Raw genomic sequence first — 24,284 nt, 5'->3', positions numbered from 1 at the left:
ACAATTCCTATTGGTTGATGCGGAACAAAGCAAGAACTTTTTGTACACTACGGGCGTCTGGCCACCTCATTCACACTGCGCTAATGAAAGGGGATGATTTCCGTTCTGATCGAAACCAAGGACAACGAGAACGAATTGGCGAAGACACTGGCCTCGCTTGTGCCGGGCGCCGTCGAGGGCCTGGTTCGCGAGGTCATCGTCTGCGATCACGGATCGTCGGACGGAACCGAACTGGTTGCCGAACACGCCGGTTGCGTCTTCCTGGCTACCGCGAGTTACAAAGATGCGCTGGCGCGCGCGCGCAGCGACTGGGTGCTCATCTTGAAGCCCGGCGCCCGTCTCGTTCCAGGTTGGATAGAAGCGGCTCGCGAGCATGTCGCGGTCGCCGATCGGCCGGCAACTTTTTCGCGATCACGTCAAACGGAGTTGTCGTTTTGGTCGAAATGGCTGAAGCGACGCGAGGATTTTGGCGAAGGTCTTCTTATGCGCAAAGGCAAAACGTCCAGTCAGAAGTCGCTTCGGCTGCGTGCCGAAATTCACGCTGTCTGATCAGACGACCTGACCCGCCCCGCGCTTCAGATGCTCGTCGAGCCGCGGCATGATTTCCACGAAATTGCACGGCATATGGCGGTAGTCGAACTGGTCCTTCAAGATGCCATCCCAGGCGTCGCGGCAGGCGCCGGGCGAGCCCGGCAAGACGAACACGAAGGTCTGGTTCAACAGCCCTGCCGTGGCCCGACTCTGGATCGTCGAGGTGCCGATCTTTTCGGCCGAGATATTGTGAAACAGCGCCGAGAACCCCTCCATGCGCTTTTCGAACAGCGGTTCGAGCGCTTCGGGCGTGACGTCGCGGCCGGTGAAGCCGGTCCCGCCCGTCGTGATGATCGCGTCGATCGCCTGGTCCTGGCTCCACGAATTCACCTTGGCGCGGATCGCGGCGATATCGTCCCTGACGATGTCGCGCTGCGCCACCTCGTGCCCTGCGGCCTTGATCCGCTCGACAAGCGTCGCGCCGGACTTGTCCTCTTCGAGGCTGCGCGTATCCGAAACGGTGAGAACGGCAAAGGTGACGGCGATAAAGGGGCGTTCGCTCATGGTTCGATCCGTCTCCTGAAGGTTCCCGAGGCATGGCTTTGCGTGGCGGTCACGAACCACGAACCGTTCTCGGCCCGCATTCGTTCCGCCGCTCGGCTCGCGGCGTCAAAATCCGTAAACACCCCGAAACAGGTCGCGCCCGATCCTGACATCCGGGTGAAGGCGGCGCCCGAACGCTCCAGCATCCGGAGGCATTCGCCGATTTGTGGCGCATACGCGATGGCCGGCTCCTGAAGGTCGTTGCGGGTTGCCCGCAGCCAGGCGACTACGTCACTTTGGGGAAGTCCCGGCAAAGGCGCATTGTCGGGCGAGGACAGGCGGCGGAAGATTTCGGAGGTCGGCACCTCGACGCCAGGATTGGCAAGGACCAGCGAAAGTGCGGGAAAGTCCGGTAGGGGATCGATCAATTCCCCGATTCCCCGCGCGCGCAGAGGCTCGGCTGCAAGGCACATCGGCAGGTCCGCGCCGAGCCTCAGTCCGATACCGGCCAGATCGTCCCCGGCACGCGCCATCCCCGCAAGGCAGGCTGCCGCGTCGCTCGAGCCGCCGCCGATGCCGGACGCCGGCGGCAAATTCTTGGCAAGCCGCAAGGCCAGTGCAGCGCCATTTCCGTAAACCTGACGAAACGCATCGCGCGCCTTGATGACGAGATTGCTTCCGTCGGTCGGAATGCCTTTCGCAAACGGCCCCTCGACCTCAAAGCTGTCCGCCGCTGCCGGTGCGATCTCCAGTTCGTCGCCGAACCGGGTGAACACAACAAGCGAATCGAGAAGATGATAGCCGTCCGGCCGCCTGCCGGTGACATGCAGCGCAAGATTGATCTTTGCCGGCGCGCGAAGGCGCAGGCGCTCGATCACGTCGATCGTGCCCGCATCAGTCCCTGGCAACCCGATACTCGCCGGTCGCCGGGTCCTTGACGAGCGTACCGATCGCGCCGGTTCGCGCTTCGCTCTCATTGCGCCGCGCGCGGGCCGTGATCTTCTCGGCCTCGCGGACGAAGCGCCGGTAGCCGAGTACGGCTGCGGCGCCGACGGCCGCGAAGAAGAGTAGCTGGGGCATTGCGATCATCTGCTCCCGATCAACACGCATGCTGGCATGATGGGACATATCCTAGGCGTTTCGTGATCGCGATCAAAGCCCGTATCGGCTCCACAGCGCCCGCTCGTTCGCGGTGTCGGCGATTCCCTGTGCAGCAGAATGCGCGATCTCCTGGCTCAGCCCGCCGATACCGAGCTTCCGGCCGAAAAGCCCGCGCGGCATGGTGATGAGCTGCATTCGCGTTCTTTCGCCATATCGATCCTTCAGCACCTGCCGCATGTCGCCGAGATGATCGACAAGTCCAAGCTCCAACCCTTTCTTGCCGCTCCAGAAGAGCCCGGTAAAGAGGTCGGGATGGTCGGCAAGCTTCGCGCCTCGCCGCTCGCGCACCAACTCGATAAAGGTTTCGTGAACCTCGAGCTGAAGCGCCTTCAGCTTCTCGATGTCCTCCGGCCGCTCCGGCTTGAAGGGATCGAGCACTGACTTGTTCTGCCCCGCCGTATGCACGCGCCGCTCGACGCCGATCTTCTTGATCAGGTCCTGGAAACCGAACGAGGCGGAAACGACGCCGATCGAGCCGACGATGGAGGAGGGGTCCGCGATGATTTCGTCGCCGGCGCAGGCAATCATGTAGCCGCCGGAGGCCGCGACGTCCTCGACGAAGACGAGCACGGTCTTCTTCTTCTCGATTGCCAGGTCGCGGATGCGTTTGTAGATCAGCCGGGACTGGACGGGCGATCCGCCTGGCGAATTGATCGAAATCGCCACGGCCGGCGCATCTACAACGGCGAACGCCTTTTCGATCAGTCCGGCCGTCGTCGCCAGCGACAGATTCTGCTTCAGCGGGCTCGCGCCCGACATGATCGCGCCTTGCAGCCGGATCACTGGAATTGTGACGGCGGTGGAGCGAAGCGATTTCGGAAGGATCTTGTTGACGAGGCGTCGCACGTTCGGTCTGTCTCCTGTTGCCCTCCCCATGTAGGGCTCATGCGGACTTGCGCAATGCGGCGTCTATCGGGGGAAGAGCGACCGTTCGCCGTTGATCGCGCCGTCCGCCTCGGGCGTGAACGCATTTCCGGTCTCCCCATGCAGCGTCAGCGGCGGCAGGATCGAGAGCGCGCCGCGCTGTCCCCGCCATGCGCGCAGCACGATGCGGATCGCTGCCTTGCCCGGGCGCGGGTGAATGGCCATCAGTTCCGCGCTGCCGAACCGGCTTTCGATTGCCGCCAGTATCGCGCCCAGCGTCGCCGGCCGGGCGATGATCGCAAGCCCCCCGCGCGGTCGCACCACGGCGGCGGCCGTGCGAACCCATTCCTCGAAAAGACCGTCCGTCATCACATGCGCCGCTTTGCGCAATTCGTCGGGCGAAGATCGGTCGGCGGCGTCGTTGTAGGGCGGGTTCATGATGGCAAAGTCGCAGCAATTGTCGGCAAGCCCCGCCGCGAGCCGTGCCTTTCCGCGCAACGTCACATCAGCCGTGATCACGTTCGCGCGACCACCAAGCGAGGCATTTTCCGCCAGCTTCAGCGTCGCGCATGCGAAGGCGGCCATGTCGGCTTCGCGCTCGACGAGCATCGCCTCGGCATTGGGGCAGCGCGCCAGCACCGCCAGCCCGGCCGCACCGGCGCCGGCACCCAGGTCGGCGACGCGTCCCGCAAGGCCGTCCGGCACTGCCGCGGCGAGCAGCATGGCGTCAAGACCGGCGCGATGTCCGCGATCCGCCGGCTGCACCAGGTAAAAGCGCCCCCGATGGAATGCGTCGACCGTGTGCGGTGTCACGGCTTCAGTTCATCGACGATGCCTGCGTCCGAGAGCACGCGGCGGGCCTGCGCAAGATCGTCGTCGACCACCATCACCCGGCGCGGAAGGATACCGAGAGAGCCTTCCAGAATGCTCATGTTCTCGTCGGCCACGAAGAAGTCGATATCGGCGTCGCGCAAGAGCGTCTCCACGAAGGAGATGAGGACGATATCGTTTGTGCGCATCAGTTCCTTCATGGCTTTCCTTCGCAGGCCTTATGCTTATGTAACGAGCGCAAGGCCCGCCTGAAAGCCCGGTATTGCGCCAATTCGCCTCTTGCCCGCAATAAGGCGTCGCCATAAGGTCCGCGCCGACCCGGCAGGCCGGACGGCAGATCCCTTGGGAGACGGTATTGAGCGTAGCAGTGAACATCGGCAGCACGCGCCAGGATACGGCATCGATCGATGCTCTGCTGGAGATCACGCGCGCCGATATGGCCAAGGTGAACGAGCTGATCCTCGCCAAGGCCGGCTCCAATGTCGAGATGATCCCGCAGATTGCAAACCACTTGATTTCGTCGGGCGGCAAGCGTCTGCGGCCGATGATGACTCTCGCCGCTGCGCAGATGTTCGACTATGCCGGCGATGGCCACGTCAAGCTCGCCATGGCGGTCGAGTTCATGCACACCGCAACGCTCCTGCACGATGACGTCGTGGACGAAAGCGCGCTGCGTCGCGGCAAGAGCACTGCGCGCATGATCTGGGGCAACCAGGCAAGTGTCCTCGTTGGCGACTATCTCCTCGGCCAGGCCTTCCGCGTCATGGTCGATGTCGGCTCGCTCGATGCGCTTGACGTTCTTTCCGCCGCAGCCTCGGTCATCGCCGAAGGCGAAGTCATGCAACTTGGCGTTGCCAAGAATCTGGAGACGACCGAGGACGACTATCTCGCGGTCATCAAGGCGAAGACGGCCGCGCTGTTCTCGGCTGCCGCCGAAGTCGGCCCCATCATTGCCGCAGCGTCGAAATCCGATCGCGCGGCTTTGCGCTCCTACGGTGTCAATCTCGGCCTTGCTTTCCAGCTCGTCGACGACGCGCTCGATTATGGCGGCAACGCCCAGGAGCTGGGCAAGAATGTCGGCGACGACTTCCGGGAAGGCAAGGTCACGTTGCCCGTGATCCTGAGTTTCCGCCGCGGCACAGCCGACGAGCGCGCATTCTGGAAAAGCGCCATCGAAGATGCCCAGAGCGACGACGCGGCGCTCGAAAAGGCGCGCGGCCTGATGGTGAAGTACGGCGCCATCAACGACACGATCGCGCGCGCCCGTCATTTCGGCGCCATCGCCCGTGACGCGCTCGCACCGCTCCCAGACAGCGTCCAGAAGCACGCACTGGTCGAGGTGATCGACTTTTGCATCAGCCGCGTGTCGTGATCGTTGCCAGCACTCGGGCGGCCGGGTGACCGGAACGTGAAATCCAGACGATTGAAGCGCGACCCCAAAAAGGCCATGCTTTGCATGAACGCCTAGCCCCCAGACTGGGCCAATCGATCAGGAAGGGAAGCGATGCCGCGCTCTACCGATAAAGTCCTTGCAGCTCTAGCACTTGCACTGGGGCTGTCAGCCGCGGTTCCCGCATTTGCGCAGGACGACACCACGGCGCAGGACCGAATCAGCGTCAATTCCTTTTCCGGTGCCTATCTGGCCGCACGCGCGGCCGAGGTCGACAACGATGTCGACCGGGCCATCGCTTACTATCAGCGGGCGCTTTCTTTCAGCCCGACCGACGAAGCGATCCAGCAAAGCCTGATGATGCTGTTGATCTCGCGCGGGGATTTCGAGGAAGCCTTGCCGCTCGCCGAGGATTTGCGCGAAGTGCCGGACATCGAGCGCTTTTCGAAATTGGCGCTGGCGGTCGACGCGATCCGCTCCGGCAAGGGTGAAGAGGCGCTTGGTCTCCTGGAATTCGAGCAGGAATCCGATCTCGACCGGCTGATCACCTCTGTCATGCGTGCCTGGATCGAAGCAGGATTGGGCGATGCGGATGCAGCCCTTGCGCGACTTGATGGTGTCGAAGGTCCTCCTTGGTACGCGCTCTTCGTTGATTATCACCGCGCTCTGATTGCCGCAGAGGCAGGCCGCGACGACGTCGCCGAGCAGGCGTTTTCGGCAGCCACCGTCAGCCTCGAGGCCGGCGGCGCCGCGCCGGAAGTGTTTCTGCGGGCCCATGAGGCCTATGCCCGCTTCCGCGCCGCGAACGGGGACGACGGCACCTCACTGGACATCCTCGCCAAGGCTGACGAGCTCGCGCCCGACCGGGTGACGGTCGTCGCCTTGCGCGAGGCGATCGAAGGCGGCGAGGAGATCTCGCCGCTTGTCGCCGGAACAGAGGCCGGGGCGTCGGAAATCTTGCTGAACCTTTCGACCGCGCTCAATCGCGGCGGCGGCGAAGCTTTCGTGAGGCTCTATCTGAACTATGCGCTAGCGCTTCAGCCAACCAGCGACGCCGTGCTCCTGCAGCTTGGCAGCATCGCCGAGATGCAGCGCAAGGCGGAGGAAGCGATCGAGATCTACGGCCGGATCGCTGAGGATTCGCCGATCCGGCAGGTCTCGGAGTTACAGGTCGGCTTGAATCTTGCCGATCTCGACCGGCATGACGAGGCGGTCGAGCATCTCGAACCACTGCTCGAAGCCGCGCCAGATGATCGCCGCGCTTATCTCGCGCTTGGCGGTGTCTACGCGTCGCAACAGAAATTCGCGGAAGCCGCGGAGGTCTATGACCGCGCCGTGGCTCGCATTGAAACGCCCGAGGCAGCCGACTGGAACCTCTACTACCAGCGCGGCATCGCCTATGAGCGGATCAAGCAGTGGGACAAGGCCGAGCCGAACTTCAATCAGGCACTCGAACTATATCCCGATCATCCTCAGGTCATGAACTATCTGGGCTATTCGTGGGTCGACATGAACATGAACCTGGAAGAGGGGCTTGCCCTCATCCAGAAGGCGGTCGACCTGCGCCCGAGCGATGGCCACATCGTCGATTCGCTCGGCTGGGCCTATTATCGCCTGGGTCGTTTCGAGGAAGCGGTGACAGAACTCGAACGCGCCGTCAGCTTGATGCCGAGCGATGCGATCCTGAACGATCATCTGGGTGACGCCTACTGGAAGGTCGGACGTCGGCTCGAAGCGACGTTCCAGTGGAGCCACGCGCGCGATCTGGAGCCGGAGGAAGACCTGCTCGAGGAAATCAATCGCAAGCTGCGCGACGGTCTGGTCGAAGCTGCCGCCGAGCCGGAAGCCGAGCAGGACTTCGCCAGCCTCGCGACCGCACCTGAAGTCCCGGCCGAGCCTGAGGTGCCTGCCGCTCAGGTCGCGACAACTGCTCCTGTCTCGCCCGCACCTGTCGAGGCGACCCATGCAGTCGGGCCCGGCCAGTCCCTTTGGGACATCGCCCGCGAACGGCTCGGAGACGGCAACCGCTACCGCGAAATTCTGGACCTCAATCCCGATCTGCGGGGCAACCCGGACTTGCTTCGCCCGGGCCAGACCCTGGTTCTGCCACAAAATTGAGAGGCGCTCGGGTCAGCCTTGCCAGGCAGTTCCACAGGCCGCCGGCTTCATCCACCATATTTCGGCGGGACCGGACACTGCACCCATTGGCCGTTCTCGCGGATCGAGCACTGCAGACGCGTCTCTGACAGATTGCGCGCCGCAGGATTGGTCTTCGAACAGACGCAGTTCGTCTCCGGAAGGCGCACCACGTCGCAAGCCGGCGTCACGCACAGATAGCCGGTCACCGGATCGTTCTGATAGCCATCGCTGCCGCCGCTTGGAAAGTTCTGCGCCAGCACCGCGCCGCCGATCATCAAGCCGGCTGCTAATGTCGCGAGAAAAGTCGTTTTCATGGGATGCCTCCTGTCTATGCGCCAGAATTGGCGCGGTGGGCGCAACTTGCAAGCGCCGTCGCGATCAACTGGACGTGCGCCGCCTCGATGCTGTAGACCTCACCGCAATTACGCTGGCGAATACGAAGAGTTTCATGACCGCGCCCCACATGCACCCCTCGCGCTCCTTCCAGGGGCTTATCCTGGCTCTGCACAACTACTGGGCCGACTATGGCTGTGTCGTGCTGCAGCCCTACGACATGGAAGTGGGAGCGGGAACCTTCCACCCTGCCACGACCTTGCGCTCGCTGGGCCCAAAGCCATGGAACGCGGCCTACGTCCAGCCGTCGCGGCGGCCGAAAGACGGGCGCTACGGCGAGAACCCGAATCGGCTGCAGCACTACTATCAATATCAGGTGATCCTGAAGCCGAACCCGTCGAACCTCCAGGAACTTTACCTCGGTTCGCTGAAGGCCATCGGCCTCGACCCGCTCGTCCATGACATCCGCTTCGTGGAAGACGACTGGGAAAGCCCGACGCTCGGCGCCTGGGGCCTCGGCTGGGAATGCTGGTGTGACGGCATGGAGGTCTCGCAGTTCACTTACTTCCAGCAGGTCTGCGGCATCGAATGCGCGCCCGTCTCCGGCGAATTGACCTACGGCCTTGAGCGCCTTGCCATGTACGTGCAGGGCGTCGACAACGTCTACGACCTCAATTTCAATGGTCGCGAAGGTGCGGAAATGGTCACCTATGGCGACGTTTTCCTGCAGGCCGAGCAGGAATATTCGCGCCACAACTTTGAATTCGCCAACACGGCCATGCTGTTCAAGCACTTCGAGGACGCGGAAGCCGAATGCCGCGCGCTTCTCGCCGCCGGCGCGCCGGCCGGTGACGCCAACGATACCCTGCATCGCTGTGTCTTTCCCGCTTACGACCAGGCGATCAAGGCAAGCCACGTCTTCAACCTTCTCGACGCGCGCGGCGTGATTTCGGTCACCGAGCGCCAGAGCTACATCCTGCGCGTTCGCAACCTGGCGAAGGCCTGCGGCGAAGCGTTTCTCCTGACCGACGCCGGTGGCGCCAATCTCAAGCTGGAAGTCGCATAGATGGCAAAGACCCTTCTGGAATTGGCAGGCGCCGACCTGACGCCGCCAAAGCTCGGCGACACGGTGTTGGTCGTCATCGACGCGCAGCGCGAATATGTCGACGGCAAGTTGCCGCTGCCGGGCGCGCCTGCCGCTCTCACGCAGATCGCGCGTCTTCTGCAAAAGGCCCGCGCGGAGGGCGCTCCCGTCGTCCATGTACAGCACAAGGGCAAGGCCGGCGGCCTCTTCGATCCCGCGACGACCTCCTTCGCGCTTGCCGACGAGGCCGCGGCGAAGGATGGCGAGGCGGTGGTCGAAAAAGGCCTGCCCAACGCCTTCGCCGGCACCAGTTTGAAGGACGTGCTGGAGGCGAGCGGCCGCAAGCGCCTCGTCCTCGCCGGCTTCATGACGCATATGTGCGTCTCGTCGACGGCCCGGGCCGCGCTCGATCTCGGCTTCCAGACCGTGGTCGTTTCGGACGCCTCGGCGACCCGCGACCTGCCGGTGCCCGGCGCCGAAGGCGAGGTGCTGACGGCCGTCGATCTCCACCGAGCCGAACTCGCCATGCTCGCGGACCGCTTCGCCATCGTCTGCACCACGGACGATCTGGCGGGCTGATAGGCGCGCTTTCCAAGCTCTTGCCGATGATCTAGCCTGCGCCACTCGCAAAAGGAGACGCGCGTCATGGATTTCGGCATCGGCACGATACTTCTCTTCTTTCTCGTGCTGGTCGCCGGCTACGCGATCTTCACCTATAACGGCCTCGTGCGCGCCCGCCAGTTGGTCCGCGAGGCATGGAGCGGCATCGACGTCCAGTTGAAGCGGCGCGCCGATTTGATCCCGAACCTGATCGAGACCGTGAAGGGCTATGCCACCCACGAACGCGGCACCTTCGAAGAGGTGACGGAACTGCGCGCCAGGGCGCAGAGCCTGCCGTCCGGCGACGTCGCCGCACGCGCGCAGGTCGAAGGCATGCTCTCCCAGGCGCTCGGCCGCCTGCTCGCCGTCGCAGAGGCCTATCCGGACCTGAAGGCCAACCAGAACTTCATGCAGCTCCAGACGACGCTGGAAACGCTCGAAGGCGAAATCCAGATGTCCCGCCGCTACTACAACGGCGCCGCCCGCGACCTGAACATCAAGGTCGAGAGCTTCCCGTCCAACGTCGTTGCCGGCGCCTTTCGTTTCGAGAAGGCCGAATATTTCGAGATCGAGAACCCGCAAGACCGCGTCGTCCCCAAGGTCTCCTTCTCCTGAGCTTCGGGATGACGCGCATTCTCGCCTCGTTCCTCGTCCTTCTGGCGCTCGCCGCCGGCGCGTTCGCACAGGAAGAGATCACCTCCTTCCGCGCCGACATCGAACTTGCTGCCGACGGCACCATGCAGGTGACAGAGACGATCACCGTGAATGCGGAAGGCAACCAGATCCGCCGCGGCATCTTCCGCGATTTTCCCCTTCGCTTCGAGGATGAAGCCGGCCGTCTGCGCGAGGTCGATTTCGACATTCTTTCCGTCACCCGCGACGGCGATGACGAGCCACACGCCACCGAGCGCGGCTCGGGCATTGTGCGCATCCGCATCGGCGATGCCGACACGCTCCTTGCCCCCGGCCTCCACACCTACGAGATCACATACGAGACCGGCCGGCAGATCCGCTTTTTCGACACCCATGACGAGCTCTACTGGAACGTCACCGGCAATGGCTGGGATTTTCCGATCCGCGACGCCGTCGCCGACATCCGCCTGCCGCTGGGCGTGTCGGCCGAAGATGTCGCCTTCTACACCGGCGCGTTCGGCTCGACGGCGCAGGATGCCTCCGCGCAAAGGCTTGACGGTGGCAACCGCATCATCGTCGAGGCCGATCGCGAGCTGCGTCCCCGCGAAGGGCTGACCGTCGCAATCGCCATGCCCAAAGGCTCGGTCGCCCCGCCTACGGCCGCGCAGGAGCGCGAGTGGTGGCTGCGCGACAACCGCGCTCTTTTTATTGGCGCGCTCGGCCTCGCCATCGTCCTTGCCTACTATCTGTGGGCCTGGACGCGCGTCGGGCGCGATCCGCCGGCCGGTGTCGTCGTGCCGCGATGGGAGCCGCCGCGGGATATCTCGCCGGCCCTCACCAGCTACATCGACAAGCGCGGCTTTCGCGGGCAGGGGTGGGATGCGCTCTCGGCCGCGACGATCAATCTTGCGGTCAAGGGCTTCGTCGAGCTCGACGATCTCGACGGCCAACTTACCATCCGCCGCTCCGCGACGCCCGCCGCGAACCTCCCCGTCGGCGAAGCGGCCATTCTCGCGCATCTGCCGCAGGCGGGCGACATGCTCACCGTCGACAAGGCGAATGGCAGCCGCGTCGTCGCGGTTGGCCAGTCCTTCCGCACGGCCATCGAACGGGAACACCGCAACCGGTTCTACCGTCACAACGCCGGATATGTGTTTGCTGGAATTGCGATTTCGGTGCTGGCCCTCCTTGCCTTCATTGTATTCGGCGGCCTCAGCGAAGGGCTGCTCGGTCTGATGTTCGCGACTGCCATTCCGGCAATCGTACTGTCCGTCTTCGCCGTCAATTTCGGTCGGCGCATGCGTAGCGCCACCTCGCTCGGCGGACGTCTGGCGGCAGTCGTCATGATGGGTTTTGCCGGCTTCGTCGTCTTTTCCGGCCTCAGCACCACGATCCTCTCCGTCATCCTCGATCCCGGCGAGGTTATGCCGATCGCGGCCATCCTCGGCATCGTGATGGTCAATGCCGTCTTTCTTTTCTTGATGGGCGCGCCGACGCCGCTCGGCCGCAGGTCGATGGATGAGATCGGGGGTCTCAAGCAATATCTGACGGTGGCCGAGAAAGAGCGCATGAACATGCAGGGTGCCCCGCAGATGTCGCCGCGCCATTTCGAGACCCTGCTTCCCTATGCCGTCGCCCTCGGCGTCGAAAAGCCGTGGTCGCGCGCCTTCGACGCCTGGCTGGCGACAGCTGCGTCAACGGGCGCTGCTGCCGGCTACATGGCGCCTTCCTGGTATCATGGCCATGGCTTTGACGGCGGCTCGATCGGCTCGACGATGGGCGGCCTCGCCGGCTCGCTTTCGGACAGCTTCACCGCTTCGCTGCCGGCACCGCAGTCCTCGTCCTCCGGCTTCGGCGGCGGGGGAGGTGGTGGTGGCTTTTCCGGCGGCGGCGGTGGCGGGGGTGGCGGCGGCGGCTGGTAAATTCGCCGCTGCTGCATGACAAACTGGCGAGGTCTTGCTAGAGCCAGCGCTATTCCGTGAACACCAGCATCGTGAAACGATCCCATGCCTGATCTTCTTCTTGAACTCCGCTCCGAGGAAATTCCCGCCCGCCGGTGCGCCCGCAGCGCCGCAGGCGTGAGGACGCGCAATTTGGAAAAGGCATGCGGGATGGAGCTCACCAATGCCTGATCTTCTTCTCGAGCTCCGCTCCGAGGAAATCCCCGCCCGCATGCAGCGCAAGGCGGCGGGCGACCTGAAGAAGATGGTCACCGACGGTCTGGTCGAGGCGGGCCTGACTTATGAGGCCGCGACCGAATACTGGACGCCGCGTCGCCTGACGCTCGACATCCGCGGCCTCAACGCGCGCTCGAAAGACGTGCGCGAGGAGATCAAGGGTCCATCGGTTTCCGCGCCCGAGCAGGCGATTCAGGGCTTCCTGCGCAAGGCCGGCCTCACGAACGTTTCCGAAGCCCACACACACACTGATCCGAAGAAGGGCGCGTTCTACGTTGCCCATCTCGTCAAGCCCGGTCGCGCCGCCGAGGAGATTATCGTCGAGATCGTGCCTGCCGTAGTGCGCGCCTTTCCCTGGCCGAAATCGATGCGCTGGGGCGCGGCATCGTCGAAACCCGGCTCGATGCGCTGGGTCCGTCCGCTGCAGTCCATCGTCTGCACCTTCGGTCCCGAGACCGAGGAGCCGGTTGTCGTCGATTTCGAGATTGACGGCATCCGCTCGGGCAACGTCACCTATGGCCACCGCTTCCATGCGCCGGATGCGATCACCGTGCGCCGCTTCGACGACTACGTCGCCAAACTCGAAGCCGCCAAGGTCGTGCTCGACGCCGAGCGCCGCAAGCGCATCATCCTCGACGATGCAAAGAACCTGGCATTCGCCTCCGGCCTAGAACTCGTCGAGGACGACGGGCTTCTGGAAGAGGTCTCGGGCCTCGTCGAATGGCCGGTCGTGTTGATGGGCGAGTTCGAAGAGGACTACCTCGCGATCCCGCCGGAAGTCATTCGCCTGACCATCCGCGCCAATCAGAAGTGCTTCGTCGTGCGCCCGCAGGGCGCTCCGGACGGCCTTGCCAACCGCTTCCTGCTTACCGCCAATATCGAGGCCGCCGACGGCGGGAAGGAAATCGTCCATGGCAATGGCAAGGTCGTGCGCGCGCGCCTGTCCGACGCCGTTCATTTCTGGAAGACCGACCAGGCCGACCTGCCGGACCTCGACCAACTCGGCGCGTCGGCCGAAAAATTCGGCCTCGACCTTTCAAAACCGCTCGACCAGCGCATGGCCCGGCTCGATCATCTAGGCGTCACCTTCCACGCCAAGCTCGGCACGCAGGGGGAGCGCGTCGCGCGCATCGCAAGACTCGCGCGTGAACTCGCTTCCCTCGTCGGCGCCGATCCCGACCTCGCCGTCCGCGCCGCCGTCCTCGCCAAGGCCGATTTGACGACCGAGATGGTCGGCGAATTCCCCGAGCTTCAAGGGGCGATGGGCCGCAAATACGCAGCTTTGCAGGGCGAAGATCCCTCCGTCGCCGCCGCTCTCGAAGACCACTACAAGCCGCAAGGCCCGTCCGATCACGTCCCGGCCGACCCGGTCGCGATTACCGTTGCCCTTGCCGACAAGCTCGATACGCTGGTCGGCTTCTGGGCCATCGACGAAAAGCCCACCGGCTCGAAGGACCCTTACGCGCTGCGAAGGGCAGCGTTGGGCGTGATCAGAATTGTGGTTGAGAATGGCGTTCATCTGCCGCTGACACGTGCGTTCGTCTCCGGCATCGAAGTCGACCAGCCTGCTGCGGCCGACCTCCTCTCCTTCTTCCATGATCGCCTGAAGGTCTACATGCGCGACAAGGGCGCTCGTCATGATCTGATCGACGCGGTCCTCTCGCCTGAAGCCGATGACCTTCTCCTCATCGTCTCCCGCGTCGCCGCACTCGGCATGTTCCTCGATTCCGAAGACGGCAAGAACCTCCTTGCCGGCACCAAACGCGCGGCGAACATCCTTGCTGCAGAGGAAAAGAAGGGCACGGCGATCGCCGCGGCCGTCGATCCGTCCCTCTTCCGCCAGCCGGAAGAAAGCGCTCTCTTCGAAGCGGTGAACCACGCCGAGAAGAATGCCAGCCAAGCGATTCAAATGCCGGACTTTTCCGCCGCCATGATGGCGCTGTCGGTGTTGCGTGCTCCGGTCGACGCGTTCTTCGAGGCGGTGCTGGTCAATGACGAGAATCAGGCGGTGCGCGCCAACCGTCTGGCACTGCTTGCCCGCATCCGAGAGGCGACGAGCGCGGTGGCGGACTTTTCGAAAATCGCAGGCTGAGCCCTATTCCAGTTCGCCGCCATTCGTCTCGGCGTCGAACTCCGCCTCCGGCGCTTGTGACGCTGGCGGCGTTGGCACCGGCGCGGCTCCCCCGGAAATGCCTCCGCGCATGACCATCGGGGTGACGACGCGCTTGGTCTCGGCCTTGGTCGGGACCACCGTTTCGACCCGCGGCTCGGCCGCTGTTCCGCGCTCGATGATCGATGGTGTTGACCCATTTGGTCCCGGAAGGACGCTGATCGACCCGGCCTCGGCGGCGATCGGCAGGGCGGCGAGAAGGGACGTGGCAAGAAGAACGCGTGACATGGGCTTCCCGGAAATCGGACTGGCTAAGTCAGCATGACCGCACCAAGTCCTTAAAATTTCGCGTGAGCTTTGCCTTGCGGCATCAATTTCACGGCGTTAATCCGGGCCGAAAAGGAATCCCGGTTCAGTGACTTGGCCGGGAAAGATGAATCGGAAGATCGGTTTGGCGGAAATCGCGAAAGGTGAGGCGGGGCTTTCCCGCGCGGTGGAGCTTCTGGCAAAGGGCGAGGCGGTCGCGCTGCCGACCGAAACTGTTTACGGCCTTGCCGCCGACGCCACCAATGGCGAGGCGGTCGCGAAGATCTTCGAGGCCAAGGGCCGCCCGCGCTTCAACCCGCTGATCGTCCACGTCGCCGACATGAAGATGGCGGCGGATATCGCGATCTTTGACAGCCTGTCGCGCAAGCTCGCCGCCACGTTCTGGCCAGGGCCGTTGACGATCGTGCTGCCGCTTCGCATAGGCCATAAACTTCATCCGCTGGTCTCGGCAGGCCTCGATACGGTCGGACTGCGAATGCCCGATGGTCTGGCGCATGAAGTGATCGCCCGGCTCGACCGCCCGCTCGCAGCGCCCAGCGCAAATTCCTCCGGCCGCATCAGCGCGACAAGCGCCGCAGCCGTCGAGGCCGATCTGGGATCGAAAATCCCGCTCGTCCTCGATGGCGGCCAGACACCCGTCGGCGTCGAGTCGACCATCGTCAAGATCGAGGATGGCATGGTGCGGCTCTTGCGCCCCGGCGGCGTCGCGGCCGAAGACATCGAGGCCGTCGTCAACACGCCGCTCCTGCGAACCGCGTCCGGCAAGGTCGAGGCGCCAGGGATGCTCGCCTCGCACTACGCGCCCGCGGCCGCTGTCCGGCTCGATGCGACCGCGCTCATGCCCGGCGAAGCGTTGCTCGGTTTCGGCTCCTTCTCCATCTCCGGCAGTCCGCTTGCCACGCGAAATCTCTCGCCCACGGGCAACCTGCGCGAGGCGGCGGCCAATCTCTTTTCCCATCTGGCCGAACTCGATGCCTCCGGCGCGTCGACCATCGCCGTCACGCCGATCCCGAAGCACGGCCTCGGCGAGGCGATCAACGATCGTCTTTCCCGCGCCGCCGCGCCGCGTGACAATCCGGCCGTCGCCAAATAGGCTTCGGTTATGCTGACCACGCCGCTTCTCGATCCCGCCCTCCTGTCCAGATTTGCCGCCATCGTCGGCGAGAAATACGCGCTCACCGAGCCAGACGCGCTCGCGCCCTATCTCGTCGAGCCGCGCGGACGCTACGGCGGCACGTCGCCGCTCGTTCTGCGTCCAGGCTCCGTCGAGGAAGTCGCGGCCATCCTCACGCTCGCCACCGAAACCGGCACGCCCATCGTCCCGCAGGGCGGCAATACCGGCCTCGTCGGCGGACAGATGCCCGATGGCACGGGTCGCGAGATCATCCTCTCCCTTGGCCGCCTCAACCGCATCCGCGAGATCGACCTTCAGTCGAACACGATGACGGTCGAGGCCGGCGTCATCCTCCAGACCATCCAGGAAACGGCTGACGAGAATGGCCGCCTCTTCCCCCTGTCGCTCGGCTCGCAGGGCACCTGTCAGATCGGCGGCAATCTCTCGTCCAATGCCGGCGGCACCGGCGTCCTTTCCTATGGCAATGCCCGCGAACTTTGCCTTGGCGTTGAAGTCGTCCTGCCCAGTGGCGAGGTGCTGGACGATCTGCGCAAGCTGAAGAAGGACAACACCGGCTACGACCTGAAGAACCTCTTCGTCGGTGCCGAAGGCACGCTGGGCATCATCACCGCCGCCGTGGTCAAGCTCGTGCCGAAACCGAAGGGCCGCGAAGTCGCGTGGATCGGCCTTCAAAGCCCGCAAGCCGCGCTCGACCTCTTCGCCATCGCCTCCGATCGCGCCGGCGCAGGCCTCACCGCTTTCGAACTGATCCAGAAGCGCGCGCTCGACTTCACCTTGAAGCACATCCCGGACACGGTCGATCCGCTTTCCGGCCCGCAGCCTTGGCACGTGCTTATGGAAATCTCGTCCGGCCGATCCGCCGAGGACGCCCGCACGCTGATCGAAGAAATCGTCGGGGAGGGGCTCGAGGCCGGCCTCGTCGCCGACGCGACGCTGGCCATGAACCTTGCCCAGGTTGAGGCCTTCTGGAAGCTGCGCGAATCCATGTCCTGGGCGCAGGCCCCTGAGGGCGGCTCGATCAAGCACGACATCTCCGTGCCCGTCGCCGCGATCCCCGCCTTCATCGAGGAGGGCGCCGCTGCCGTGCGCTCCGTCGAACCCGGCGCGCGGCTCGTCTGCTTCGGCCACATGGGAGACGGCAATCTCCACTTCAACGTCACCCAGCCCGAAGGCGGCGACAGGGATGCGTTCCTATCGCGCTATCGGGAAATGAACGACGCCGTCCACGCGGTCGTCCGCGCCATGCATGGCTCGATTTCCGCCGAGCATGGCATCGGCCGCATGAAGCGCGACGAACTCATCGCCACCGCCCCACCGCTCGCGATCGACCTGATGCGCCGCATCAAGGCCGCCTTCGATCCTGCCGGCATCATGAATCCGGGCAAGATCGTCTGACGCTAACCGGATCGCAACACAGCTTTCCCAATCCTTTCAGCCGGTTGGAAAGCGATAACCATCCGGCGCATCCAGACAAATTTAACCGAAAATCTAAGGCCGACGGTAACAGCCCGCGCCTAGTCTCCAATCCAACGAGGCGGAAAACCGCCCGCGAGAAACCGCCAAAGGCGGCTCTCAGGAGAGACAGGAAGGCGAAACATGAATACGGGGCTGAAACCAGCCTGGGCGGGCCGCGACATGCGGCTCGATCCCTTCAGGCTGCCGCAAGCGACGACCTACGCGACCCAGGACGCGTTCGGGGACGTCTCGTTCGAGATCGACCGGCGTCGCGTCACCATCCACCGGCTGCTTGAGAAGAGCCAGCTTCCCGTCACCGTCGTCCTGCCGGCCAACGCCTTCAAGGGCGTTGCGGCCCGCGCGATCGAGGACGCCGATGGCGCCGTCACGGTCACGCTGGAACTGATGCACAACGATCCGATGCTCTGTGTCCCGCTGCTCGTCGCCCACGACCTCGATGACGTCGCCGCCGACTGGCGCGCCTGGGCTGAAGCCTACCGGCTTCCCATGCTTCTCTTCGAGGCTGACGGCGTTGCCCGCTCGCTGGAGGAATCGCTTGGCGGGGTGAAGACCGCCCCGGTCAAGGATCGCCGCAAGCGCCGTGCCTCCGCCCACAAGCGTCCGCGCTTCCTCGCTCGCCGCAAATTCGGCAATCTCGGCATGCGTCTCGTGGTCAATGGCGACGAGATCATCGCGCGTCGCTAGTTAAAGGGCTGCTGCCGTCACGCTTCCCAGCACGAGGCCGCCAAAGATCAGCCAGCCCACGGTCGAGTTCGACTTGAACAGTCTGAGGCACTGGTCGCCGTCATCGATGTCGGCGACCATGATCTGCCGTGCCATGTGCGCGGCGGCTGCCGCCAGGCCGAGATAGGCTGGCCACGCAATTTCGGCTGCGGCAAAGGCGGCGGCGAAGAGCGCCAGCGCTCCCGAATAAAGCGCGACCAGCCAAGGCTTCGTCTTCTCGCCGAAAAGCCGTGCGGTGGAACGAACCCCGACCAGAGCGTCGTCCTCCCGGTCCTGATGTGCATAAAGCGTGTCGTAGCCGATCACCCACAGGATCGATCCTAGATAGAGCAGCGCCGGTGCAAGCGAGACGCTGCCGAAATGCGCCGCCCATCCCATCCACGCGCCCCACGAAAAGGCAAAGCCGAGAAAGAGTTGCGGCCAGTCGGTGACTCTCTTCATGAACGGGTAGACGGCGACCGTGCCGAGCGAAGCGATCCCCATCCCGACAGCGAACCAGTTGAACTGCAAGAGGACGACCAGCCCGACGAGGCACTGGCCGAATAGAAAAGCCCAGGCCTGCCTGCGCGTGACCTGGCCGGAAGGCAGCGGTCGCGAGCGCGTCCGCGCCACTATGGCGTCGATACCCTCGTCGACGAGATCGTTATAGGTGCAGCCCGCGCCCCGCATTGCGATGGCGCCGATCATGAACAGCGCCAGATGCCAGACAGAGGGCAATTGCTCCGCAATGCCGCCGGCCGCGTCGAAATTCGCCGCACCCGCCAGCGCGGCGGACCACCAGCAGGGCCAGAGCAGCAGCCACCAGCCGATTGGCCGGTCCCACCGTGCAAGCTGCGCATAGGACCAGAGCCCCTGCGGCAGGGCACGATAGACCCAGTGGCCCGATGGCGCATCGGCAACGCGCCCGCGCGCGCCCTTCGTTTGGATCGTTTCCATTGCCATCGATTGGCAGGCAGGGCCGGCATCGTCAAGCGTTCGCTTGACCCGCTGCAAAAGACCCCCTATCGCCGCCTCACGAAGCTGAAGCGAGGGCGGTCATGAACATTCTTCTCATCGGTTCGGGCGGACGCGAGCACGCGCTGGCCTGGAAGATCGCCGCCTCGCCCATGCTGACGAAGCTCTATGCCGCGCCGGGCAATCCAGGCATTGCCGAGCATGCCAAATGCGTGGCGCTCGACCTCGATGACCACGAAGCGATTGCCGCTTTCTGCAAATCGGAGGCGGTCGACCTTGTCGTGGTCGGACCGGAAGCGCCGCTTGTCGCAGGCCTTGCCGATGTGCTCGCCACGCACGGCATCCGCGTCTTCGGCCCGACGGCCGCCGCTGCCCGCCTGGAAGGCTCGAAGGGTTTCACCAAGGACCTTTGCGCCCGCTACGACATCCCCACCGCCGCCTATCAGCGCTTCAACAACGCGCCGAAGGCGAAGGCCTATGTCCGCCAGCTTGGCGCGCCCATCGTCATCAAGGCGGATGGTCTTGCCGCCGGCAAGGGCGTCACTGTCGCGATGACCCTGGAAGAGGCGGTTGCCGCCATCGACGATTGCTTCGAGGGCGGGTTCGGTGAGGCGGGTGCGGAAGTCGTCGTCGAGGAGTTTCTCGAAGGCGAGGAGGCGTCTTTCTTCTGCCTGTGCGACGGCAGGACGGCGCTGCCATTCGGCACCGCGCAGGACCACAAGCGCGTTGGCGATGGGGATACCGGGCCGAACACCGGCGGCATGGGCGCCTATTCGCCGGCCCCCGTCTTGACGCAGGCTTTGATTGACGAGGTCATGCGGACGATCATCGAGCCGACCATGAAGGGCATGGCCGAAACGGGCGCGCCGTTCTCGGGCGTTCTTTATGCCGGTCTGATGCTCACGAAGGACGGCCCAAAGCTCATCGAATACAACACCCGCTTCGGCGATCCCGAATGTCAGGTCTTGATGATGCGGCTGAAGGAGGATCTCCTGATCCTGCTCAACGCCGCTGCCGACGGCCAGTTGGCGCATATGTCCGCGCGCTGGCGCGACGAGGTCGCGCTAACCGTGGTGCTTGCCGCGGAAGGCTATCCTTCGGCGCCGAAAAAGGGCAGCGTCATTCGCGGCCTCGACAGGGTCGGCGGCGAGGTCGAAATCTTCCACGCCGGCGCCGCCAGGAAGGGCGACGACATCGTCGCCAATGGCGGCCGCGTCCTGAACGTCACCGCAATGGCCAAAAGCGTCAGCGAAGCCCGCGAAAAGGCTTACGCCGCCATCGACAGGATCGACTGGCCGGAAGGCTTTTGCCGCCGCGACATCGGCTGGCGAGAGGTCGAGCGGGAAACACGCTGACGTCGATTTTTCATCGCGTCGCCCCATGCTCATCCCATGTCGCATTCCAGCTTCCGGACGGGTCTTTCGAATGCTTGAATGCATTCAGTTCAGGTGCCGCCTCCGGATGACGGAGACGGAGAATTGGGAAGCCGGTGAAATTCCGGCGCTGCCCCCGCAACGGTAAATGGAGTGACGTCGCAACGGGAGCCACTGGGCATTTTGCCTGGGAAGGTGTTGTGACAAGGTCGATGGAGCAATCCAGGGACCAGCTCTTGAGCCCGGAAACCAGCCTGAACCTGTAAACAACCGACTGATCGCGGTGGGCGGTCAAGGGGCGGATGCGCGCGCGGATTGGTTCGTTGCGCCTTTCTCCTTCGAAATCTCCACCAGTTCAGTCCTTGCATGAAGGCAGGACAGGACATGGATGTGCGCAACGAAATGCTGGCCCGGCTGCAACGCCGCAAACCCGGCTACAGCCTCGAACAGGCATTCTACACCGACCCCGATTTCTACCGGCTCGACCTCGACCTCATCTGGTATCGCGACTGGCTTTTCATTGGGCACGACTGCGAACTGCCCAAGCCCGGCAGCTATTTCACCGCGCAGGTCGGCGACTACCCGGTCGTGCTGGTGCGCGACGCGAAAGGCGCGATCCGCGCCTTCCACAACACCTGCCGTCATCGCGGCTCGCGCGTCTGCACGGCGGCGAAGGGCACGGCGGCCAAGCTCGTTTGCCCCTATCACCAGTGGACCTACGATCTCGACGGCCGGCTCGTCTTCGCGCGCCAGATGGGCGCGGATTTCGACGCTTCGCAATTCGGGCTGAAGCCGATCGCCTGCGAAAGTGTGGCCGGCTATCTTTTCATCTGCCTCTCCGACGCCCCCGCCGACTTCGCTCCCGTGCGCGCGCAGGTCGAACCCTATCTCGCTCCGCACCGCCTGAGGGAAACGAAAGTCGCTTTCGAATCGACCGTCGTCGAGAAGGGCAACTGGAAGCTCGTGTGGGAAAACAACCGCGAGTGCTATCACTGCGCGGGCAACCATCCCGAGCTTTGCAAGACCTTTCCCGAAGCGCCTACCGTTACCGGCGTGCAGGCGGCCGAAAGCGACCCGGAAATCGTCGCGCATTGGCAAAAGTGCGAGGCGGCTGGTCTGCCGAGCCGGTTCGAAATCGCAACGAACGGCCAGCACCGCATCACTCGCGTGCCGCTCCTGCGCGATGCCGTCAGCTACACGATGACGGGAAAGCGCGCGGTCAAGAAGAACCTGTCCGACACCGTCACGGCGGATCGCATCGGCTCGCTTCTCCTGTTCCATTATCCGACGACCTGGAACCATGTTCTCGGCGATCACGCCGTCACGTTCCGCGTGCTGCCCATTAGTCCCACGGAGACGGCTGTCACGACCAAATGGCTGGTGCACAAGGACGCGGTCGAGGGCGTCGACTATGACCTTGCCGAGCTCACCCATGTCTGGACGGAAACCAACGACCAGGACCGCCGCATCGTCGAGGAAAATGCCTTCGGCATCGCATCGCCGGCCTACCAGCCGGGACCGTATTCGCAGGAACACGAAGGCGGCGTGATGCAGTTCGTCGACTGGTACTGCCGGTTCGCAGAAGAACGGCTGACGGGTGACGCAATGCCGGCGCTACGATCGGTGGCGTAACGACGATGACCGCCCACGCCCTCTACAAGTACCTCGACGAGATGACGCCTTGGGACGACCGGCTCCAGGTGCTCGAATGCCTGCGCGTCGTCGACGAGGCGCCGGACGTGAAGACCTTCACCTTCCGTTCCGACAGTCAGACCTGGTTTCGCTACCAGCCAGGTCAGTTCATCACGCTGGAGCTGCCGGTCGAGCCCGAACCTTTGATGCGCACCTATACCCTGTCCTCCAGCCCCTCACGGCCATTCTCCATAGCGGTGACGGTCAAGGCGCAGAAGGATTCGCTCGGCACGCGCTGGATGTTTGACCATCTGAAGCCGGGCGACCACATCCGCGCCTTCGGGCCTTCCGGAACCTTCTCGCTGCACAATCATCCGGCGGCGAAATACCTCTTCATATCAGCCGGATCGGGCATCACGCCCATGATGTCCATGCTGCGCTGGCTGAACGATTTCACGCCGCAGACCGATGTCGCCTTCGTCAATTGCGCGCGCCGTCCGGAAGAGATCATCTTCCGCAAGGAGCTCGAACTCCTGGGTGCGCAGATGCCCGGCCTGTCGCTCGGGTTTCTGATCGAGGAAAGGTCGAGCCGGGAAAGCTGGTTCGGGCACATGGGTCGCATCGATGCCGTGCGGCTTCCCCTGCTGGCGCCCGATTTCCGCGAGCGCGAAATCTTCTGCTGCGGTCCCGATCCCTTCATGCGCGCGGTGCGCGAGATGCTGGAATCGGCCGGCTTCGACATGGCGCACTACCATCAGGAAAGCTTTGGCGCGCCGGCAATCGAGCGCATCCAGGCGCCGTTCGAGGAAGAGATCGCGGCCGAACCGCCGGCCGATGCGCAGCCGGTGCGCTTTGCGCTTTCCGATGTCGAAGCGCCCTGCCTGCCGGGCCAGACCATCCTTCAGACCGCGCGCGCGGCAGGCATTCGCATCCCCGCCGCCTGCGAATTCGGCCTTTGCGGCACCTGCAAGACCATGAAGACTTCCGGCGAGGTCGAGATGAGCCACAATGGCGGCATTCTCGATCACGAGCTCGAGGAAGGCTACATCCTCGCCTGCTGCTCGCGTCCGCTCGGTCCCGTCACAGTGGAGGCTTGAGATGGGACAAGCACGTCAGTTCGGACTGATGCCGCCGCCTTCGCGCCCCGCCCTCGCTGCGCGCCGGCAGCAGGAGCCCGAAGCAGTCTTCCTCGCCTGGCTGATGTGGCTCCCGGCCGATGCCGACCAGCAGCAAGCCGCCGCGCGGGAGGTCAGCCGCATCGACGCCAGTGGTGCGAAAGGCGAGGGGCCGGAGAAATTGCGCGCGCTCTTCGCCGGTCTCGCCGCCGGCTGATCAGCCGCGGGCCTCGGCGAGCGCCGCCGGCAGTTCCCGCTCGAAAATGTCGATCTCGGCTGCCGGAGCGACAGCGACGCGGATGCAGCGGTCGAGGCCCGGCGCCATCGGCTTGCGCACGAAGACGTCGCGCGAGATCAGCGCCTGCATGACCTTCAGCGCGAACGCGCCGTCGCTGCCGCAGTCGATTGCGACGAAATTGGTGGCGGATGGGATAGCTACGAGACCGTTGTCGGCGGCGATCTTCGCCAGCCTGTCGCGGCAAGATGCGACCTGGTCGATGACGCTTTGCATGTAGGCCTCGTCGTCCAGCGCCACCGAAGCAGCGACTTGTGCCATGCGCGTCATGCCGAAATGGTTGCGTACTTTCTCGAAGGCGTTGATGGTCGTCGCCTCACCGATAGCATAGCCGCAGCGCAGGCCGGCAAGCCCGTAAGCCTTTGAAAAGGTGCGCATGCGCAACACGTTCGGCCGCGCCACGTCGAGCGCCGGCAAGGTGCCCGCGGGTGCCGTCTCCCCGTAGGCTTCGTCGAGCACAAGCATCGTGGTCTCGGGCAGCGCGTCGATGAAGCGCTGGATATCCTCCGCCGGCCACCAGGTGCCCATCGGGTTGTCCGGATTGGCGAGATAGACGAGCGGTGCACTCTCGCGTTTGACGGCTTCAAGGAGGGCGAAAAGGCTCTCCCGGTCGCCTTCATAAGGCACGGTGACAAGGCGCGCGCCAAACCCCGCGACATGGTAGTTGAAGGTCGGATAGGCGCCAAGCGAGGTGACGACCGGGGCGTTTTTGTCGGCCCAAAGTCGCACGATTGATCAGCCCCCACTGACGGGTCCGGCTGGAATGTTAGTGCATTGACGGTCTTGTTGCCAGCGCGGGCGGCATCGCTGGTTGGGTTTGCAGGGCCGTCCGCGCGGCGAAGGCTGGGATGAAGACCT

24 protein-coding genes, 1 pseudogene and 1 riboswitch are annotated in these 24,284 nt (G+C 64.3%); of the genes and pseudogenes, 15 read left to right on the top strand and 10 right to left on the bottom strand.

Features of this window, described 5'->3' with window-relative positions:
* The first annotated feature begins 93 nt into the window (after positions 1-93).
* Positions 94-549, top strand: coding sequence for a glycosyl transferase family 2 (locus tag GTK01_RS15285; protein ID WP_252927486.1), 456 nt, complete (start codon positions 94-96; stop codon positions 547-549).
* Here the strand turns inward: GTK01_RS15285 and moaB are convergent, their stop codons facing one another.
* The 6 genes from moaB to GTK01_RS15255 all read right to left on the bottom strand — a co-directional run bounded on the left by moaB (position 550) and on the right by GTK01_RS15255 (position 4,130).
* Positions 550-1,095 (bottom strand): molybdenum cofactor biosynthesis protein B, encoded by a 546-nt coding sequence (gene moaB / locus GTK01_RS15280; RefSeq protein ID WP_252927484.1) that lies wholly within the window; start codon positions 1,093-1,095, stop codon positions 550-552.
* Entirely contained in the window at positions 1,092-1,982 is an 891-nt protein-coding gene (locus GTK01_RS15275; RefSeq protein WP_252927482.1) for a 4-(cytidine 5'-diphospho)-2-C-methyl-D-erythritol kinase, read from the bottom strand. The genes moaB and GTK01_RS15275 overlap by 4 nt, the downstream gene beginning before the upstream one ends.
* The gene (locus GTK01_RS15270; RefSeq protein WP_252927481.1) at positions 1,969-2,154 is read right to left on the bottom strand and encodes a hypothetical protein; all 186 of its coding nucleotides are present in this window, start codon (positions 2,152-2,154) and stop codon (positions 1,969-1,971) included. Before GTK01_RS15270 ends, GTK01_RS15275 begins: the two co-directional genes overlap by 14 nt.
* Before the next feature lie 72 nt (positions 2,155-2,226).
* Complete coding sequence (locus GTK01_RS15265) at positions 2,227-3,081, bottom strand: S49 family peptidase (RefSeq protein WP_252927479.1); 855 nt, start codon at positions 3,079-3,081, stop codon at positions 2,227-2,229.
* 63 nt (positions 3,082-3,144) lie between these two features.
* Positions 3,145-3,912 (bottom strand): methyltransferase, encoded by a 768-nt coding sequence (locus GTK01_RS15260; protein WP_252927477.1) that lies wholly within the window; start codon positions 3,910-3,912, stop codon positions 3,145-3,147.
* On the bottom strand, positions 3,909-4,130 hold the full coding sequence (locus GTK01_RS15255; RefSeq protein WP_252927466.1) for a DUF2007 domain-containing protein: 222 nt from the start codon (positions 4,128-4,130) through the stop codon (positions 3,909-3,911). The genes GTK01_RS15260 and GTK01_RS15255 overlap by 4 nt, the downstream gene beginning before the upstream one ends.
* Positions 4,131-4,297: 167 nt before the next feature.
* Here GTK01_RS15255 and GTK01_RS15250 point away from each other — a divergent pair, with 167 nt between their 5' ends.
* Positions 4,298-5,302, top strand: a complete 1,005-nt coding sequence (locus tag GTK01_RS15250) for a polyprenyl synthetase family protein (RefSeq protein WP_371924362.1) — start codon at positions 4,298-4,300, stop codon at positions 5,300-5,302.
* Between the two features lie 132 nt (positions 5,303-5,434).
* A complete protein-coding gene (locus GTK01_RS15245) occupies positions 5,435-7,438 on the top strand; it encodes a tetratricopeptide repeat protein (RefSeq protein ID WP_252927463.1) in 2,004 nt (667 codons plus the stop codon).
* 47 nt (positions 7,439-7,485) lie between these two features.
* Here GTK01_RS15245 and GTK01_RS15240 read toward each other — a convergent pair whose 3' ends face one another.
* Positions 7,486-7,773, bottom strand: coding sequence for a hypothetical protein (locus tag GTK01_RS15240; RefSeq protein WP_252927461.1), 288 nt, complete (start codon positions 7,771-7,773; stop codon positions 7,486-7,488).
* A gap of 134 nt (positions 7,774-7,907) precedes the next feature.
* Between GTK01_RS15240 and GTK01_RS15235 the strand changes: the two genes are divergently transcribed.
* From GTK01_RS15235 to glyS, 5 genes are all read left to right on the top strand, one after another.
* Positions 7,908-8,858 carry a glycine--tRNA ligase subunit alpha gene (locus GTK01_RS15235; RefSeq protein ID WP_252927459.1) on the top strand — a complete coding sequence of 317 codons (951 nt, stop codon included), beginning with the start codon at positions 7,908-7,910 and terminating at the stop codon, positions 8,856-8,858.
* Positions 8,859-9,455: a cysteine hydrolase family protein gene (locus tag GTK01_RS15230; RefSeq protein WP_252927458.1), complete on the top strand. Its 597-nt coding sequence runs from the start codon at positions 8,859-8,861 to the stop codon at positions 9,453-9,455.
* Between the two features lie 66 nt (positions 9,456-9,521).
* Positions 9,522-10,091 carry a LemA family protein gene (locus tag GTK01_RS15225; RefSeq protein ID WP_252927456.1) on the top strand — a complete coding sequence of 190 codons (570 nt, stop codon included), beginning with the start codon at positions 9,522-9,524 and terminating at the stop codon, positions 10,089-10,091.
* A gap of 8 nt (positions 10,092-10,099) precedes the next feature.
* Complete coding sequence (locus tag GTK01_RS15220) at positions 10,100-12,031, top strand: DUF2207 domain-containing protein (RefSeq protein WP_252927454.1); 1,932 nt, start codon at positions 10,100-10,102, stop codon at positions 12,029-12,031.
* 202 nt (positions 12,032-12,233) lie between these two features.
* A complete protein-coding gene (gene glyS / locus GTK01_RS15215) occupies positions 12,234-14,378 on the top strand; it encodes a glycine--tRNA ligase subunit beta (RefSeq protein WP_252927450.1) in 2,145 nt (714 codons plus the stop codon).
* A gap of 3 nt (positions 14,379-14,381) precedes the next feature.
* On the opposite strand, the gene GTK01_RS15210 is transcribed toward glyS, so the two are convergent.
* Positions 14,382-14,684 carry a hypothetical protein gene (locus GTK01_RS15210; protein WP_252927447.1) on the bottom strand — a complete coding sequence of 101 codons (303 nt, stop codon included), beginning with the start codon at positions 14,682-14,684 and terminating at the stop codon, positions 14,382-14,384.
* Positions 14,685-14,829: 145 nt separating this feature from the next.
* Here GTK01_RS15210 and GTK01_RS15205 point away from each other — a divergent pair, with 145 nt between their 5' ends.
* The 3 genes from GTK01_RS15205 to GTK01_RS15195 all read left to right on the top strand — a co-directional run bounded on the left by GTK01_RS15205 (position 14,830) and on the right by GTK01_RS15195 (position 18,018).
* Positions 14,830-15,816 carry an L-threonylcarbamoyladenylate synthase gene (locus tag GTK01_RS15205; protein WP_252927444.1) on the top strand — a complete coding sequence of 329 codons (987 nt, stop codon included), beginning with the start codon at positions 14,830-14,832 and terminating at the stop codon, positions 15,814-15,816.
* A gap of 9 nt (positions 15,817-15,825) precedes the next feature.
* Complete coding sequence (locus GTK01_RS15200) at positions 15,826-17,253, top strand: FAD-binding oxidoreductase (protein WP_252927441.1); 1,428 nt, start codon at positions 15,826-15,828, stop codon at positions 17,251-17,253.
* Positions 17,254-17,454: 201 nt separating this feature from the next.
* Positions 17,455-18,018, top strand: a complete 564-nt coding sequence (locus GTK01_RS15195) for a DUF6101 family protein (protein ID WP_252927438.1) — start codon at positions 17,455-17,457, stop codon at positions 18,016-18,018.
* Here GTK01_RS15195 and ubiA read toward each other — a convergent pair whose 3' ends face one another.
* Complete coding sequence (ubiA, locus tag GTK01_RS15190) at positions 18,019-18,993, bottom strand: 4-hydroxybenzoate octaprenyltransferase (RefSeq protein ID WP_252927435.1); 975 nt, start codon at positions 18,991-18,993, stop codon at positions 18,019-18,021.
* Between the two features lie 101 nt (positions 18,994-19,094).
* Between ubiA and purD the strand changes: the two genes are divergently transcribed.
* The 4 genes from purD to GTK01_RS15170 all read left to right on the top strand — a co-directional run bounded on the left by purD (position 19,095) and on the right by GTK01_RS15170 (position 23,348).
* Positions 19,095-20,366, top strand: a complete 1,272-nt coding sequence (gene purD, locus GTK01_RS15185) for a phosphoribosylamine--glycine ligase (RefSeq protein ID WP_252927418.1) — start codon at positions 19,095-19,097, stop codon at positions 20,364-20,366.
* A gap of 74 nt (positions 20,367-20,440) precedes the next feature.
* Positions 20,441-20,657: riboswitch (cobalamin riboswitch) on the top strand.
* A gap of 111 nt (positions 20,658-20,768) precedes the next feature.
* Entirely contained in the window at positions 20,769-22,016 is a 1,248-nt protein-coding gene (locus GTK01_RS15180) for an aromatic ring-hydroxylating dioxygenase subunit alpha (RefSeq protein WP_252927416.1), read from the top strand.
* A gap of 5 nt (positions 22,017-22,021) precedes the next feature.
* Complete coding sequence (locus GTK01_RS15175; RefSeq protein ID WP_252927415.1) at positions 22,022-23,113, top strand: hybrid-cluster NAD(P)-dependent oxidoreductase; 1,092 nt, start codon at positions 22,022-22,024, stop codon at positions 23,111-23,113.
* A gap of 1 nt (position 23,114) precedes the next feature.
* Complete coding sequence (locus GTK01_RS15170; RefSeq protein WP_252927413.1) at positions 23,115-23,348, top strand: hypothetical protein; 234 nt, start codon at positions 23,115-23,117, stop codon at positions 23,346-23,348.
* Here the strand turns inward: GTK01_RS15170 and GTK01_RS15165 are convergent.
* Positions 23,349-24,155: pseudogene (locus GTK01_RS15165) on the bottom strand (aminotransferase class I/II-fold pyridoxal phosphate-dependent enzyme); the annotation flags it as partial.
* Positions 24,156-24,284: the final 129 nt, after the last annotated feature.

The organism is Aliihoeflea sp. 40Bstr573 (assembly GCF_024105655.1).
Classification (GTDB): domain Bacteria; phylum Pseudomonadota; class Alphaproteobacteria; order Rhizobiales; family Rhizobiaceae; genus Aliihoeflea.
Note: the sequence above shows the minus strand (reverse complement) of the source record. Positions and strands in the feature narration are given on the sequence as shown.